Origin of the sequence: uncultured Fibrobacter sp. (genome assembly GCF_937877005.1) — a bacterium.
GTDB lineage: Bacteria > Fibrobacterota > Fibrobacteria > Fibrobacterales > Fibrobacteraceae > Fibrobacter.
Map to the genome: position 1 here is coordinate 1 of NZ_CALEFV010000051.1, position 14,411 is coordinate 14,411.

General features: G+C 52.6%; 14 protein-coding genes and 1 pseudogene. 1 reads left to right on the top strand and 14 read right to left on the bottom strand.

The annotated features are described in order from the left end of the window. The 10 genes and pseudogenes from Q0628_RS02900 to hisE form a co-directional block, all read right to left on the bottom strand. Nucleotides 1–855 (bottom strand): annotated as a pseudogene (locus Q0628_RS02900) (hypothetical protein); the annotation flags it as partial. Nucleotide 856: 1 nt separating this feature from the next. Next, nucleotides 857–1,600: a 1-acyl-sn-glycerol-3-phosphate acyltransferase gene (locus Q0628_RS02905; RefSeq protein WP_298768074.1), complete on the bottom strand. Its 744-nt coding sequence runs from the start codon at nucleotides 1,598–1,600 to the stop codon at nucleotides 857–859. Nucleotides 1,601–1,631: 31 nt separating this feature from the next. Beyond that, nucleotides 1,632–2,636, bottom strand: a complete 1,005-nt coding sequence (gene pyrC, locus Q0628_RS02910; RefSeq protein ID WP_298768075.1) for a dihydroorotase — start codon at nucleotides 2,634–2,636, stop codon at nucleotides 1,632–1,634. A 107-nt stretch (nucleotides 2,637–2,743) separates the two neighbouring features. Then, nucleotides 2,744–3,559 (bottom strand): ATP-binding cassette domain-containing protein, encoded by an 816-nt coding sequence (locus tag Q0628_RS02915; protein WP_298768076.1) that lies wholly within the window; start codon nucleotides 3,557–3,559, stop codon nucleotides 2,744–2,746. After that, entirely contained in the window at nucleotides 3,559–4,437 is an 879-nt protein-coding gene (locus tag Q0628_RS02920; protein WP_298768077.1) for an ABC transporter permease, read from the bottom strand. The genes Q0628_RS02915 and Q0628_RS02920 overlap by 1 nt, the downstream gene beginning before the upstream one ends. Continuing rightward, the gene (yihA, locus tag Q0628_RS02925) at nucleotides 4,418–5,089 is read right to left on the bottom strand and encodes a ribosome biogenesis GTP-binding protein YihA/YsxC (protein ID WP_298768078.1); all 672 of its coding nucleotides are present in this window, start codon (nucleotides 5,087–5,089) and stop codon (nucleotides 4,418–4,420) included. The genes Q0628_RS02920 and yihA overlap by 20 nt, the downstream gene beginning before the upstream one ends. Then, a complete protein-coding gene (recR, locus tag Q0628_RS02930) occupies nucleotides 5,086–5,682 on the bottom strand; it encodes a recombination mediator RecR (RefSeq protein ID WP_298768080.1) in 597 nt (198 codons plus the stop codon). The genes yihA and recR overlap by 4 nt, the downstream gene beginning before the upstream one ends. Beyond that, nucleotides 5,672–6,907 carry an EAL domain-containing protein gene (locus Q0628_RS02935; RefSeq protein ID WP_298768082.1) on the bottom strand — a complete coding sequence of 412 codons (1,236 nt, stop codon included), beginning with the start codon at nucleotides 6,905–6,907 and terminating at the stop codon, nucleotides 5,672–5,674. Before Q0628_RS02935 ends, recR begins: the two co-directional genes overlap by 11 nt. 3 nt (nucleotides 6,908–6,910) lie before the next feature. Further along, complete coding sequence (hisG, locus tag Q0628_RS02940; RefSeq protein WP_298768084.1) at nucleotides 6,911–7,750, bottom strand: ATP phosphoribosyltransferase; 840 nt, start codon at nucleotides 7,748–7,750, stop codon at nucleotides 6,911–6,913. After that, nucleotides 7,747–8,007, bottom strand: coding sequence for a phosphoribosyl-ATP diphosphatase (gene hisE / locus Q0628_RS02945; protein WP_072812962.1), 261 nt, complete (start codon nucleotides 8,005–8,007; stop codon nucleotides 7,747–7,749). The genes hisG and hisE overlap by 4 nt, the downstream gene beginning before the upstream one ends. A gap of 106 nt (nucleotides 8,008–8,113) precedes the next feature. Here hisE and Q0628_RS02950 point away from each other — a divergent pair, with 106 nt between their 5' ends. After that, nucleotides 8,114–9,331 carry a hypothetical protein gene (locus tag Q0628_RS02950; protein WP_298768085.1) on the top strand — a complete coding sequence of 406 codons (1,218 nt, stop codon included), beginning with the start codon at nucleotides 8,114–8,116 and terminating at the stop codon, nucleotides 9,329–9,331. 24 nt (nucleotides 9,332–9,355) lie between these two features. Here the strand turns inward: Q0628_RS02950 and Q0628_RS02955 are convergent, their stop codons facing one another. From Q0628_RS02955 to Q0628_RS02970, 4 genes are all read right to left on the bottom strand, one after another. After that, nucleotides 9,356–10,048, bottom strand: coding sequence for a methyltransferase domain-containing protein (locus Q0628_RS02955; protein ID WP_298768086.1), 693 nt, complete (start codon nucleotides 10,046–10,048; stop codon nucleotides 9,356–9,358). Continuing rightward, nucleotides 10,048–11,268 (bottom strand): hypothetical protein, encoded by a 1,221-nt coding sequence (locus tag Q0628_RS02960; RefSeq protein ID WP_298768087.1) that lies wholly within the window; start codon nucleotides 11,266–11,268, stop codon nucleotides 10,048–10,050. The genes Q0628_RS02955 and Q0628_RS02960 overlap by 1 nt, the downstream gene beginning before the upstream one ends. A 35-nt stretch (nucleotides 11,269–11,303) precedes the next feature. After that, the gene (locus Q0628_RS02965; RefSeq protein ID WP_298768088.1) at nucleotides 11,304–12,161 is read right to left on the bottom strand and encodes a TIGR02147 family protein; all 858 of its coding nucleotides are present in this window, start codon (nucleotides 12,159–12,161) and stop codon (nucleotides 11,304–11,306) included. 148 nt (nucleotides 12,162–12,309) lie between these two features. After that, nucleotides 12,310–14,409: an AAA family ATPase gene (locus Q0628_RS02970; protein WP_298768089.1), complete on the bottom strand. Its 2,100-nt coding sequence runs from the start codon at nucleotides 14,407–14,409 to the stop codon at nucleotides 12,310–12,312. Nucleotides 14,410–14,411 lie beyond the last annotated feature (2 nt).

Here is a 14,411-nt window from a genome sequence, read left to right on the forward strand (position 1 = left end):
GTTGTAATCGAAGGCGCGCACGTTCAGCGCGGCGAAGATTTCGTTCAAGGCGTTCTCAGCGTAGCATTTGTCCTTGCCGTCGGAGATGAAATGTACAACTTTGCCTACCCATGCGCTGGCCGTGGCTTTCTGGAGTTTGTAGAAGGGCTGGAAGGCGTAGCAGTCGGCATCAAAGATCTTGACGGATACCTCAAGCACGCGGCCGTCTTTCACGCGGCCCTTGAAGTCCTTGCCGCACGGTTCCTTGACGCTGTCCACATATTTCTTGATGGCGGGGCTGAAGTCCTTCGGCAGGTTTGCATCTTCCATGAACTTGGTCTTGACTTCTTCCCAGCTAATGTTCAGCGCTTCGGCGCTGCGGTCGACCTTGGCGAGGTAGCTGTGCTTCAGCTTCGGATGCGGATACAGCGTAAAGCTAATTGTTTCGCCTTCCTTACCGGGCGCCTGTCTGCGGTGGCACATCTCGTAGACCTTTCCGGTTTCAAGCTCGTGGACTTCCCAGTCTTCGTCGCCAATCTTGTGCAGAATGCCGCGCTTTACGCGGGTCTCGGTAGACTTGTCGTTCTGCCGGCGACTACGGGCGCCAGGTCGGCGGTTATCTTCGGGATACTGTTCTGCGATTTTCTTAATGCGCTTTTCGCGCTTTTCCTCGACCGGTTCTCCGTCGCCGAGTTGGTATTCCTTGTGGCTGGTACGCTTCAGCAAGCCTTGTTCCACCATGTCGGCGAGCATCTGCTTGAATGCCATTTTCTGTTTTTTAGGAAGTCCAAGTGCGCTGCGCAGGCGGCTACCGACCATGGGTTCGTCGCGGAGAATTGCGATAATCTGGTCTTCGCTAGGTAAGTTATGAGCCATTCTATGCCTCCTTGGATGCTTCGGCGTTTTCGGCCTGCTTGTAGGGCAACGCGGATTCGATCATGTCATGGATCTCGTTGCGCAAATCGTTCATAGTCTTTTCGGCGTAACTTTCGGGAGTCTGTAGCGGGTGCACCACAATTTTCACCACGCCCGGAGTCTGCGCCCACTTTACCTTGGAAAGTCGTTTACCTGTATCTACCAATGTAATCGGTAAAAGGGGAAATAGGTTATCTTTTGCCATTCTGAATATTCCATTCTGGAATGGTAGCAGGCGACCATCGGTGCTGCGGTGGCCTTCGGGGAACACGGTGATGGTGTAGTTATGTTCAAGTCTGTCTTTGACGAGCTTGCCCATTCCAGCGTTCTTGCGCGGGTCCTTGTGATTTACGGGAATGCAACCGACCTTTGTCAGCACCCAGCCAAACAGGGGAATATTCCAGAGTTCGCCCTTTGCAATAAACGCGGTGATTGCGATCGAGGGCCATAGCACGTTGATGTCCAGGAAACTTTGGTGGTTAGCTACGATGACGAATCGCTTGTCGCTTGGAATGTTCTCCTGGCCCACAATTTCGAGCTTGATGCCGAAAATCCTGAAAACGGCCCTGAAGAAGGAGGCGCACACACGGGTGCATTCTTGCCACTGTCCGAGCAGGCCTCCCCTAAAGAGCATGTAGGGGATTCCGATGAAACAGAGCGAAATGCCGATAGTCAGGTAGTATAGAATTGCGCGAATGAATGCCATAGTAATCCTTGCGACGGTTGAATATACAGAATTAGACCTTGATTTTCCAGTCGAGGGTCTGGCCTGCGGCAAGCGGAACGACTCCGTTAACAATGTTGGGCACGACCCATGATTCCTTGACCACTTCTATCTGCTGGGTGGTGCGCGGAAGCCCGTAGAAATCGGCTCCGAAACCTGCGATGAAGTTCGAAAGTTTGTCGAGGTGGCCTGCGCGTTCAAATTCCTGAATGAGTAGCGGAATTGCTACCGGAGCGCTGTAGACGCCCGCCGCACCGCACGGACATTCCTTTTTGCTCAGCTGGTGCGGTGCGGAGTCCGTGCCGAGGAAAAACTTTGGATTGCCGCTGAAGGCGGCTTCGCGGATGGCGGCACGATCTTCAGGCCGTTTCGGCAGCGGCTTGCAGAAATGGTGCGGCCTGAGGGCGTCTCCGACGATATCGTCGAGGGTCATCATCAGGTGATGTACCGTGAAGGTTGCTGCTACGTTGGCAGGAAGTCTCTTGACAGCCTCGACGGACTTGGCGGAACTCAGGTGCTCAAAGACAATCTTCAGCTTCGGAAACTTTGCCGACAAGGTCTCGACGCGCCTAATGAAGGCGGGTTCGCGGTCCAGGCAGAATTCGCCGGGTTCCTCGCCGTGCACGCAGAGTATGAGTCCGAGTTTTTCCATCATGGCGACTACGGGGAAGATTCCCTCGAAATCACTGATGCCATCTGCGCTATTCGTGGTGACACCTGCGGGATAGTACTTACCGGCGACGACGCCCACGGCCATCATGTCCTTCAGGTCCTGTTCCGTGTAGTTTGGGTTCAGCTTGAATGTCATGAGAGGCACGAAGTCGGGACGCACGCTCCTGGCGGCATCGAGAATTTGAGCCTTGTAATCGGCAATCGCCTTTGCGCTTGTCATCGCGGGAACGGTGTTCGGCATAATAATCGCGCGGCCGAATTGCTGCACGAGATCGCGAACGTATCCGGGCATCAGTTCGCCCTGACGGAGGTGGGCATGAAAATCGTCTGGTAAGGGAAGTAGCATACCTTTGAATGTAGAAAATAGAGTTTAGAAATTAGAACTCAGAATGTGCGATGTGAGATGCGTAATGACGAATTTTTCATTTGTCACTTCACATTTCACACTTTCTACTACCCGCTGGTACGCAAATCGCGGAACAGTTCCCTGGAAATGTCGTTGTTCGCGTTGACCCAATAGTCGAATGGCATGGGTTCTGTCAGCTGTTTCTTGTGCAGGAAACAGATGTTGCAGTCCAGTTCCTTGGACATCACCAGGTCGTGAGTCACGATGATGATGGTCGTCTTGAACAGCATTCGCATGTTGTCGATCAGCGGAAGCAGGTTGCGACGGTTGTAGTTGTCAAGACCGGCCGTAGGTTCGTCCATCAGCAAAAGCTTCGGGTCCATGGCCCAGCTGCGGGCAATTGCCACACGCTTCTGCATGCCCATGCTGAGCATGTGCGGAAACAGGTCCGCTTCTTCGCGTACGCGCATGAGGTCCATGGCCATGTTGATCTTTTCGTCGATTTCTGCCGGCGTGCCCATCTTATGGTATCGTAGGGGCAGGGCGATGTTGTCGCGGACCTTGAGATTTGAAATCAGCGCTCCGTTCTGAAACACCATTCCGACCTGGCGCTTGGCCACTTCGAGTGCAGTCAATCTTTCAGGTGGAATATATTCCCCGAAGTAGTAGAGGTTTCCGCGGGTAGGACGGATCAGTCCAGCGATGATTCGGAGAATTGCGCTCTTGCCCTGGCCGGACGGACCTCCGATGCAGATGGTTTCGCCCTTCTTGACAATCAGATTCGCCCCGGCAATCAGTTCCTTTTGCGGGTCGTAGTCGTCGGGCCTGAAGAAACCCAGTGTTCTCGGCGTCGAGAAAGCCGTCCCTGCGATGTCGCGATACGCAAGGTGAACATCTTCCATCTTTAAGGCTTCGTCTAGCATTAGATAATCATCGAAAGGTTGTTCATGTAATCGACAAAATAGAATAGCGATAAAATCACGTCGGCAATAACGACATACAGGAAGGACTTGATGACGGAACGCGATGTCGCCTTGGGAACTTGGCGCACGTCGCGAGGAATGTTTAGGGCCTGGTAGCAAGCGTTGGTCGTGATGATGGCTCCGAATACGAGCGGCTTCAGGATGATGAATACGAAGTCGCTCAGCGTGATGGCGTTCAGAATTTCGTTACTCAGGTATGTCCAGGTCAGCTGAATGTTGATGATGTTGCCGCTTAGGATAATCGCGCCCTTAGTTACAAGGTAGCCTGCGCAGATGGCACTTACACTAAAGAAAATGTTCATGATGAACATGGCGATGCAACCGCCGATGAGTCCCGGCATGACTAGGTATCGGATCGGGTCGACTCCCATGCTGGCGAGAGCGTCCACTTCGGAGTTGATGACCATGCTTCCGATATAGGTCGTGAGCGAAGATCCGCTACGGCCAGCAATGAGGAATGCCGTGAGAATGGGACCCAGCTCGCGGATGATCACGACGACGATGAGGCTTCCGATGATGTCCGAGAAACCCATCTTGCCCATCATGGTTATGACTTCGATAATGACGATTGTTCCGAACAGGGTTGCAACGACAAAGAGAATGGGAAAAATCTCGACACCCGTAAAGAAAGTCTGCAGGATAATGTTTCGGGAGTCCGTCTTGAAACTGCGGCTGCTTGAGAATAGACTGGCGATGGCCTTGATGAACAGTGCGATGAGCTGTCCCCATGTACGGTTCAATATGAAAAGGCCAAGCGAGTGGAACATCCTCGCCGGAAGCGTCAGCCTTTGCCAGTTTCTATAGCTCTTCTTTTCCATTCACCTGTCCCACGGTTCCTGCCGTACCCAAGGCTTCCAGAAGGTTTTCCCATAAGTGATCGAGGCCGACCTTCTTGAAAGAGCTCACGCACAGCGGATTCGAATCCAGCCCGAACTTCTCGCGGATGGAGCGGAGTCCCTTCGCCAGTTCCGACTGGTTTACCTTGTCGCGCTTGCTTGCGACAATCAGCACGGGGCAACCCGAGGCGCGGATGTTCTCGACCGTTTCGATGTCGATCGCGTGTCCGCCGTGGCGGATGTCCACCAGATAAACGAGTCCTTTCAGGTCCTTGCATTTTTCCACGTATTCGCGGATAAAGTCCGCCATCTGGTCTCGTTTGCTGTTACTGACCTTCGCAAAGCCTACACCTGGTAAATCTACAAGAAAAAAACTCCCGTTGATTTTGAAAAAGTTTAATTCGCGGGTTTTTCCGGGGGTTCTTCCCACTTTAACGAGGTCCTTGCGGCCTAGAAGGGCGTTCATGAGCGAGGATTTGCCCACATTGGAGCGCCCGAGGAAGGCTATTTGCGGGAGCCGCTCTTCGGGAAGGTGTCTGAGGCTTGTCGCTCCTTTGACAAATTCTGCCGAAATGATCTTGAATCCGCCAACGACGACTGGAGCGTGATGAGGCTTGTTTTGCTTTTCGATCATAAGCTGACTCTCCCTTCGAAGGCGCGGAGCATGGTGACTTCGTCTACAAATTCAAGATCCGAACCCATCGGGATGCCACGAGCAAGTCGTGTGCGCTTCACGCTAGTTCCCTGCAACATGCGGTCGAGCATAAGTGCCGTGCTGTCGGCTTCGGGGCTTGAACCGAGTGCGAGAATGAGTTCTTCGATATTTTCCGTCTTGATGCGCTGCACGAGTTCGGACAGATGCAGATGCTCGGGACCGATTCCGTCGAGGGGAGAAAGGACTCCGCCCAGCACGAAGTACTGACCTCGGTAAATGCCCGAGCGCTCGAAGGGCACGATGTCCGAACTCTTCTCGACGACGCAGATTGACTTCGCGTCGGACCTTGTTCTGCAGATGGGGCAGAGGTCCTCGTCGGTGAAGGCATGGCAGCGCGCACAGGGATGGACCCTGACCGATGCGTTTATCAGATTTTCCGCAAAGCGCTGGACATCGTCTTTCCGACATGTCAGTATGTGATAGGCGAGGCGCCGGGCGGTCTTCTGTCCGATACCTGGCAGCGAGGCGAATTCACCTATCAGTGCTTCGAGACTTTGCGGCTCAATGTTCATTGGCGAAACTGTATGATTCGTTGATGCAGAGCTTGAGTTGAGCGAAGTTCAGTCCGAGGTCCGTCAGGCAAATGCGTATCGATTCGCGGTCATCGAGTTCGACGGCATCGGCAAGTCGCAGCAGGTTGCCGAGGCGTCCGCTGCGGTTCAGCAGGGCGTCCTGCATTTCGTCGTCGGCAGGGGCGTCGGGCAAGATTGTTTCGAGCGGTGCACGTACCAGGGCGTCCATGCGGCTGATGAGCCCCACCATGAAAGCCTTTGCGCAAAAATCGCTGTCTTCGTTGTCGATTGTGCGGGCGAGGCTCTCGAGGAATTTGGCTCGGTGGCTTGCATTCTGGAACAGGGGAGACGCCTGTGGCGTCATGCCGAGTTCTGGGCGCGCGTAAAGCATGAGCATCAACCATTCCTGGATGCGCTGGATGCCGATCCAGACGATGGCGTCCTTGACCGTCCTGATGGTTCCGTGGCGAGTCAGTGCGTCGGAATTCACGAAACGTAGCAGGTTTTCGGAAAGGTCCGGGTTCCTGTCCAGGAATTCGCAGAGGTCCTCGAGGTTCGGCTTGGACTTGAGACGGAGAAGCAGCTGCAGGATAGTCGCCGAAGTGGCGTCAATCTTCTTGCCTGTCACGAGTTCGGGCTTGGCAAAGAAGAATCCCTGGAAGTAGTCGTAGCCCGCTTCCTCGCAGCGCTTGAAAGTCGCCTCGTCCTCTACTTTTTCGGCGAGCAGGCGAATACCCTTCTGCTTGAAGAAGGTGGCGGCCTTCGTCATGGAGTCGAGCGAGTTGTCCACCACGTCCATCTTGATGTAGGACACGTAGGGAAACAGAGGCTCGAAACGCTTGATGAATTCGTCATTGAAGATGAAGTCGTCGATTGCAAGCTCAAAGCCTAGCGAACGATAACGCTGTACCGATTTCACGATGGCGTCATCCACCAGGACATCCTCGAGAACTTCGAGAACGAAATACTTCGGGTTCAGAAGTCCAAACAGGTTGTCGAGCAGCATGTTTCGGCTACAGTTCACGAAGGCCTTGTTCTTGCCGATCAGACGCTGGATGCCGATATTGTTCAGGACATTTTCGAGTACCTGCGCTGTAGCGAGGACATCGCTCGCTATGACGGCGATATCGCTTTCAGGCGAGTCGCGGAACAAAAGTTCGTAGGCGTAGATTTTGCCTTCGCGATCGAGGATGGGCTGGCGTGCTAGATAGGCGAGAGAATGCATGCGTTAAATTCTTGCGCTCTTGATACCGAACAGGAGAATGCTCCTTGCACCGGCATCCCAGAGCTTGTCCATGATGGAGTTCGCCTCTTCTTGTGGAACCATGGCCTTTACGGAGTACCATTCGCGGCCGTGCAGCTTGGTCACGGTCGGGGCATCGAGACCCGGCGTGAGCTCGCAAGCCTTGGCCAGGAGCTCGGCGGGGCAGTCGTATTCGATCATCATGTACGACTGGGCGACAAGCTTGCCTTCGATGCGACGGATGAGCGTGTGGACTTCTTCGAGTTCGGTCTTCTGAGGGTTGCAGAAGAGGGCTGCGTTGCTGCGGAAGAGCGGTTCGCCCACGATGCGGAGTCCGGCCTGCTTAAGGGTCGTTCCCGTTTCGACCACGTCGACGATCGCATCTGCCACGCCGAGGCTCACGGAAATTTCGACGGCGCCTTCGAGCACCACGAAGTTCATGTCCTTTTTGTAGAAACCTTCCACGATGTGCGGGAAGCTAGTCGCAATGGTCTTGTCCTTGAGCTCGTCGAGCGATTGTACCGGACTTTCGTTCGGCACGGCGGCGCACATCTTGGATGCGCCGAAGGGGAGGTCCAGGACCTTCACTGCGGGGCTCTTTGCTTCGGCATTGAAGTCAATGCCTGTAATGCCAGCATCGATGATGCCGCGTCCCACGTACATGGGAATATCGCTCGGACGCAGGAAGAAAAATTCGATGCCGTTCTTGGTGTCGAGCTGTGTTAATGTCTTGTAGGGCTTGGAAGCCTTGTAGCCGCAGGCCTTCAGGAGTTCCTGGGTGGGCTCAAACAGCATGCCCTTATTGGGGAGAGCGACCTTAATCATAGTTTTGCGTATACTTCTTCGAGGGTTAAACCTTTTTCGGCCATCATCACGGCCACATAGTAGAGCACCTGGGAAAGCTCGAGACATTGGGCGTCACGGCTTTCGAAACGGGCAGCCTGCCAACTTTCGGCGGCTTCTTCGACGAGTTTCTTGCCGATGGCGTGCGGGCCCTTCTTGAAGAGTTCCGTGGTTCCCTTGCCTTCGGGCATTTCTTTTTTGCGCTGGCATGCCAGTGCGTACATTTCTTCAAATGTCATGATAGACCTCGTTATGTTTCTTTACGGTTTAAAAGATAGAAAAGTTGATAGTAGGAAGTAGGAGGCCGGGAGCGGGAAGGGCTCCCCATTTATTATATTAGTGATGATGAAGAAGAAAACTCTACTCAACCTTTCTATTTCCCTTGCCTTTTCCCTGTCGGCACTCGCAGGCTGTTCTAAGGGGCTTAATCCCGACGATCCCAATGTTTATCGCAACAAGACCGGAATCATAGGCGTCTTCCGCCAGGCGGCCTTCTACTGCGAAAATATCGAACCCCAGTACATGACGCTTGGACAGCAGAAAATAATGGTCAAGTCGGGCTGGAGCAGTGAACAGGATAATTTGTTCATAAGTGAAATGAAACCTGGTCTCGCTCCGCTCTATAGCTACGAATACCGCTGCGGCGAAGATGGCAACAAGCTAGTGCTCGATACGACCGACAATGGCAAGAAGGCTTTTCCCTATGCGGTAAAGATTCCCGATAAGGGTTTCTGCAAAATCGTCATTTCGTTCCTTGAGAACGATAACCTGTTCTCGCACAATGACGAGCTGCTTATCGAGTATTTCAAGAAGAACGAGGTTTCCGAAGGATTCCACAACATTCCTTACTGCGAAGTGATCGATACCAAGGGCAACTCGGTCTCGTTCATGGATCGGGATTCCCTGAATAGGGCCCAGTACGAGGCGGCGCTCAAGAATGCTCAGAAACTGACTTCGGACGACATATATCCGCTAGTCTCGATTGATGGTAATTCCGACCTTGCGACCCTGAGCGGCGACAATTCGCAGGTGGTGCTCGTGACCTGGCACAACACCCCAGATGCTTTCAAGGACGGTGAAAATGTCGAACATACCGATAAGGTCATCTGGGCCTTTACCGACAAGGAATTCCTGAAGTGGTTCAGCGAGAACCATGAGAAAGTGGACAACTGGGAACTCCGTCTCAAGCAGCTGTTTGGTATGTCGCCCGAAACGAACTACAGCTACTTTACAGTGTTCTGGGCCGATGTCAAGGACGTGTTCCGTCCCGCATTCTATCCGGAAATCAATTCTACCATCATGAACACGACCTTCTCCAATTCCCTCGAGGAGGATACGAGTGAAAATGCCATGTGGTTCAAAAACTGGTTCGACGAGACGCGTGGCAGGGCATACGGCAAAGATGGATTCCCGTGGACGCGCCTCGGCTATACCTATGACTGGGGCAATCCCGAAAAGAAGTATGGTCTTTCGGAATTTATCGTGAAAGATGGCTCCCGCATCGAAGTCAAGTTCACCCGTAACAACAAGGCGTTCCTGAGCTGGATCAAGGACAGGATGTAATCCTTCCGGATAGATTTGACGAAACTAGCGGCGGACTAGGACTCTGTAGAGTTTCTGGTCCGCTTCTTTGTATTTGCGTTCGAAGGCGGTTTCGGGAATGGCGGGAGCAAAGGATGAGCATTCCGCGCTAAGTTTGAGCGGGAGCGCATCGCTTGCGATACGGGCTGCTTCCGCAAATTCGCGAGCGTAGATTTCCCAGTTGGTGCGCAGCTCCGTGACGGGACTCAGCTTGAGGAGTGTCGGAAAAATCGGATGCAGGTGGAACCGTCTTGTCGCCTCGCTTTCCTTAGGCCACGGATTTGGATAGTAGAGGGCGTGGTGTATGACATTCCATTCTCCGGCCATGACCTTTTCAAGCGCAAGTCGCCAGAAGTCGATGAGTTCCGCGCGAATCCAGATGGCGTTTGGGGGAATGTCGCCGCGCTGCGCCTTCGAAAGGCGGACGGCCGACTTGTCGGTTCCGATGACAGGAATGCCCGGAAACTTTTTCGCGAGGTGTATCGTGCTTTCGCCTGTGCCGCACCCCGAGTCAAGAACGAGCGTGTTGCCCGCAGCGAAGGATTCGATAAACTTGTTGGCAATAGCGAATGATTCGCGGGTGTGTTCCGCTATGGGACGCAAAAAGGTCGTGGCGGCGTATTTTCGCACCACGGCCTCTAAATTTCGGTATATGTCGTCTTGGTTGCTCGAAACGGAACGGACTGCGTTTGCAGGCATCACTTTTCCCAGATGCTTAAGCGGTCGCCGCCAATCAGTTCGATGTCGTCAAGCCAGAGTTCGAACGAGGAATCCTCGTTCGTGGTCTTAAAGTCCCAGGATAGCTGGTTTGCGCACTTGAGTGCTTCCTTGGCATCTTGTAAAGGAATGCTCACGCGTTCCCACTTATCTGCGAGACCATGTTCGTGCTGGATGATTTTCTGATGATCCTGTTCCAGATTCTCGTTGATGACGCTGAATACGATGGCGCCCTTGCCCTTGACGAGGAATGCCACGGAATCGACGGAAGAAATATCGTTGCAGAGCGACTTGTCGCTCTTGCCTAGTTCGATGCCGATGGTCGCCCAGGGCCAAATGGCGTTTCCGGAAGAATCCTCTACGACCTCGCCAAATTCGGCGGCGATATGTGCCACGATGTTGCCGTCCAGGTTTGCCAGCGAAAAACGGTGCTCCTTGCCGACAACGAATTCCGGCGTGACGTTTTCGGCGGAATAGTCAAAGTACCACCAGCCGCCATCATAGACATGCGCCGGCATGAAGCGGTTCTGGTAGTTTGAATCCTGGAAATCGTCGAGCAGGAGCGAGCGGCTTTCTTCGGCGAAGGTGCTTGCGATAGACTTTTCGCCGGCAGAAACGGCCACGTAGCTGCTAGTCGTGTCCCCGTTCCCTTCGGGGATGTAGACCAGGCTCAGGGGGCCTTCCGGGAGCGAATCGAGGGTGAAGTCGCCCTTCTTGACCTTGGTGGAGTGTTCCATGCCGCGAACCTTGATGGTTCCGTTTGCAGAGGTATCGCCGACAGATCCCTTTACCGTCGCCGTGGACTTGAGGGTGGTCTTGCCGAGATCGACACCTTCGCTTGAAACCTTCACGTGCTGCTGCAGGGCCTCGCCGTTCAGCCTTGCCTCGAGAATGTAGTCGCCGTCGGCAACGCCCTCGATATTCACCATGCCGTCGTCATTGGCGTCGGTTTCGTATGCGTCGGTTCCGTTTAGGCTTTCGCTATCCATCAGGCGGACCTTGGCGAGGGCTGCGGGAGTCTTGTCCGCGGTCAGAATCTGTGCGGTGATGGCGTTGCCTGCTTCGGTGCCGCTGGGGCCGCCGCCGGCCGTCTTGTTCTCGCTATCGCTACATGCGGAAAAACCTAGCCCAAAGGCGAGGGCCAGGGAAACGCCGGAAAGCGTCTTCGCGATGCGCGCAGCATTGACGGAACGGTCTAGCATGCTTGAAAAATACAAAAAATTATAAAATTTGCGCATCAGGCCCCCCTGTTTGGCGTGGAGGAACCCGTATCCGGGTCGTCCACCTTGTCGGAGAGGGGGAACATGGCGATGTTCAATGCATATACGCGGTCGGCGCGTTCGCTCTTGCGGGCAAATTGCAGCAGTCCGCGGCGGAATTCCTCGATACGGTGGCGAATTTCGGGCAGGTCGGTCTCGTCGGCCGTGAAGACAACCGAGGAAATGTCGCGTTCTTCGGGCTTGTGGCGGTCGATGGATTCTTGCGCGAGCTCAAGCGTGTGACGGTGGAAATCGCGTACGGCCTGGCTCTTGACTTCGCCCCCCGTACTGATGATCTGGTCGGTAATGTTCCAGCCGCCATTGCCATCGGGAACGACAAGTCCGAGCTGCTTCAGGATGCCGAGCGCCGTACGGGCTTCGTCCTGGGAAATGGCCGGGTTCAGACTCTTGGCGAGCTTGCCGATGTCGCTCGTGTCCTTGGAAATGCCAATCAGGGCGCGTAGCGCCGCGCAGGCCCAGCTGCCGAAATAGGAAAGTTCCGGTGTCGAGAGTACGCGGGTTTCCAGGGAGCGCAGTTCCATGAGCTTGTAGTAGAGCTCCGAAAGCGTCTGCTTCGCCTTGGTCTTGTTGAAGCGATATAAAGTCTTGAAATATTCGGCGCGACGGTCGTCAAGGCCGCAAATGCGGATGAATGCAGGGAGCGTCCCCTCGTTCAGGTGACCTTCTTTCTGGAATACGCGGACAAGCCAGGCCGGGTCCACGCCGGTCTTTTGGCCTAGATAGCGGTACGAGGTGAAGGGGTTGTCCTTCTTCGTTTCGACGAACCAGTCCTTCAGGAACTCGCGGTATTCCAAATAGTCTAATACTTCGGGCATGTCTATAAATTTACCCAATTAAAGACAAGAAATGTTTACATATTATAAAATACTGACGATTTCCGTTGCAAAATTTTCAACAGGTTGGCGTTTTTAGACGAAAAACGTCAATTTTCGCTGTTGATTTTTGCAAAAACGGGACATTGGGCTAGATCTCTATACCCGTGTCGCGCTCAATGACCGTCTCGCAGGCTGCCTTGAAGGTTTCGGGGGTCGCGATGAGGGTGACGGTCTTCTTGGCGCGGGTGATGCCGGTGTAGAGGATCTGGTTGTTCAGAAGAGGGTGGCCTTCCTGTTTAGGGAGGAACATCGTCACGTGATCATACTCGGAACCCTGCGACTTGTGGATGGTAATCGCGAAGGCGCTCTCCACGGCATCGGCAGGCAAAAGGGAAAGGGGGTAGAAAACGTATGGATTATCCGTCTCTTTTTCCGCATTCTTTTGCGCTTCAGACTTTTGCAACATGATACAAGGGGTAGTACCATCATAAACAACGATTCCTGTATCGCCATTGTACAGTTTGTACATTGATTGGTTCTTGGTAACCATCAAGAGCTGTCCTGGGAAATAGGATGTGTCAACAAAATCACCTTGTTGCTCTAATTTTTTCTGCACAATGCGCTTGTAATGTTCACGCACAACTTTGCATACGACCTTATTTATTTGTTCCACCCCAAAAACGCCGCGTCGTTCGGCAGACAAAATGCGTTTCGTGAGCGAAAGTTCCCAAATGGCATTTCCCTTTGTAATATCGAGATTTGACGGATCCAGCTCCATGGCCATCCTGGGTAGATTTGCAAAATCACCCACCCACGACTTCAAGATGGTTTCAATGTTCTCGATTTCTTGCTTTTTAGTCTGCTTTTCAGTCGGAGCAGAATAATAGAACACCTTGTCTACGAGATTCGTTTCCTGTTTCGCAATCTTGGCTAAAGCCGGATGCAGCACGAAAACATGCTCTTGCGCCTTGGCTCCGTCTTCGACACACTTTTTTATTTCAACGGCCAAATTACCGATAACAGAATCATCCGAATAGCGATTCGTTTTCGTCAATCTAACGCAAAAATTTTTATTCGATTTCGGCTTCAGAATTTCGCCAAGCACTGCCCCCGCATCAACGGACGGCAACTGGAACGGATCCCCCAAAATGAACAACTTCGCCTTTTCCGGAATAGCCTGCAAAAGCGACGCAAACAGATTCACGTCAATCATGCTCGCCTCGTCAATCACGAATATTGACTTTTCGGAGAATTGCTCCTTCGCATTATAAGTAAAGCCTCCCTTGCTAGGCGAAAACTTGAGCAATCGGTGAATTGTCGAACCTTCCAAATCCTTCAGTTTTTTGTAAACTTTGGAATTTTCCTTGTATTCCTCCTTAATACCCTTCAAACCTTTCTGCAAACTTTCCTGCATACGGTCGGCCGCCTTGCCACTCGGGGCCGCAAGGTATACTGAATAGTCGCACATTTCGTCGTTGGGAGTTTTTAAATCCTCTTGAGTCAAGAGGCTCCAGAGAATATAGAGGACAACCGTTGTCTTTCCGGTGCCAGGGCCACCCGTAATTACAAGATTCTCGTTCCGCCCACGAAGAACGGCCTCCGCCTGTTCTTCATTCAACTGTAGCGGGAAAAACTTTCCATTCTTTTTATAGGAAGCTATCTTGGCAATCGACTGTTGGCATTTTTTGATTTCCGCATTGTCAGGTAGCTTATCGCAAACATCTACGAACAGCAATCCTGCATACTTTTCAATCAGCAATTTCGCCCTAAAAAAACGTTCAAGATAAAGATAAGGACATTCTCCATCCACCTTCGTCATAATAAGTGGTGTCGAGGGAATGGACTTTCCCGCATATTCCTCCTCATTCAGCTTGCATTCCGTTTTCACGGTCAGAATTTTTGAAAAATTTTTTTCTTTAAGGCTTTCTATTCCGGCAAAAATGATCTGCTTGAAGTCAAGCTGGTTTCCATCATGGAATTCCGAAGTCGTATCAAGACTTTCTTGCAATTTTTTAAGACTGTTCCACTTGCGATTCCAGATACTCTCAAATTTAGCGGCATCCAGAGGGACACGCGTATTGCCATCATCCCACAACGAAAAACAGAGGCAAAGAAATTTCTGCGTATTCCCATCAATTTCTGGTTGTTGCTGGATCAGGAACCGCATTAAATACAAATTCAAGTCAGCAATGCCTCGCATATTCTTCAGGGTTTCAAAGAAAGTTTCAAAAGAATTATTTGAATTCATAT

Excerpts from the sequence above, each read along its gene's own strand:
- Q0628_RS02905 (WP_298768074.1), bottom strand. The coding sequence starts at position 1,600 with ATGGCATTCATTCGCGCAATTCTATACTACCTGACTATCGGCATTTCG.
- pyrC (WP_298768075.1), bottom strand. The coding sequence starts at position 2,636 with ATGCTACTTCCCTTACCAGACGATTTTCATGCCCACCTCCGTCAGGGC.
- Q0628_RS02915 (WP_298768076.1), bottom strand. The coding sequence starts at position 3,559 with ATGCTAGACGAAGCCTTAAAGATGGAAGATGTTCACCTTGCGTATCGC.
- Q0628_RS02920 (WP_298768077.1), bottom strand. The coding sequence starts at position 4,437 with ATGGAAAAGAAGAGCTATAGAAACTGGCAAAGGCTGACGCTTCCGGCG.
- yihA (WP_298768078.1), bottom strand. The coding sequence starts at position 5,089 with ATGATCGAAAAGCAAAACAAGCCTCATCACGCTCCAGTCGTCGTTGGC.
- recR (WP_298768080.1), bottom strand. The coding sequence starts at position 5,682 with ATGAACATTGAGCCGCAAAGTCTCGAAGCACTGATAGGTGAATTCGCC.
- Q0628_RS02935 (WP_298768082.1), bottom strand. The coding sequence starts at position 6,907 with ATGCATTCTCTCGCCTATCTAGCACGCCAGCCCATCCTCGATCGCGAA.
- hisG (WP_298768084.1), bottom strand. The coding sequence starts at position 7,750 with ATGATTAAGGTCGCTCTCCCCAATAAGGGCATGCTGTTTGAGCCCACC.
- hisE (WP_072812962.1), bottom strand. The coding sequence starts at position 8,007 with ATGACATTTGAAGAAATGTACGCACTGGCATGCCAGCGCAAAAAAGAA.
- Q0628_RS02950 (WP_298768085.1), top strand. The coding sequence starts at position 8,114 with ATGAAGAAGAAAACTCTACTCAACCTTTCTATTTCCCTTGCCTTTTCC.
- Q0628_RS02955 (WP_298768086.1), bottom strand. The coding sequence starts at position 10,048 with ATGCCTGCAAACGCAGTCCGTTCCGTTTCGAGCAACCAAGACGACATA.
- Q0628_RS02960 (WP_298768087.1), bottom strand. The coding sequence starts at position 11,268 with ATGCTAGACCGTTCCGTCAATGCTGCGCGCATCGCGAAGACGCTTTCC.
- Q0628_RS02965 (WP_298768088.1), bottom strand. The coding sequence starts at position 12,161 with ATGCCCGAAGTATTAGACTATTTGGAATACCGCGAGTTCCTGAAGGAC.
- Q0628_RS02970 (WP_298768089.1), bottom strand. The coding sequence starts at position 14,409 with ATGAATTCAAATAATTCTTTTGAAACTTTCTTTGAAACCCTGAAGAAT.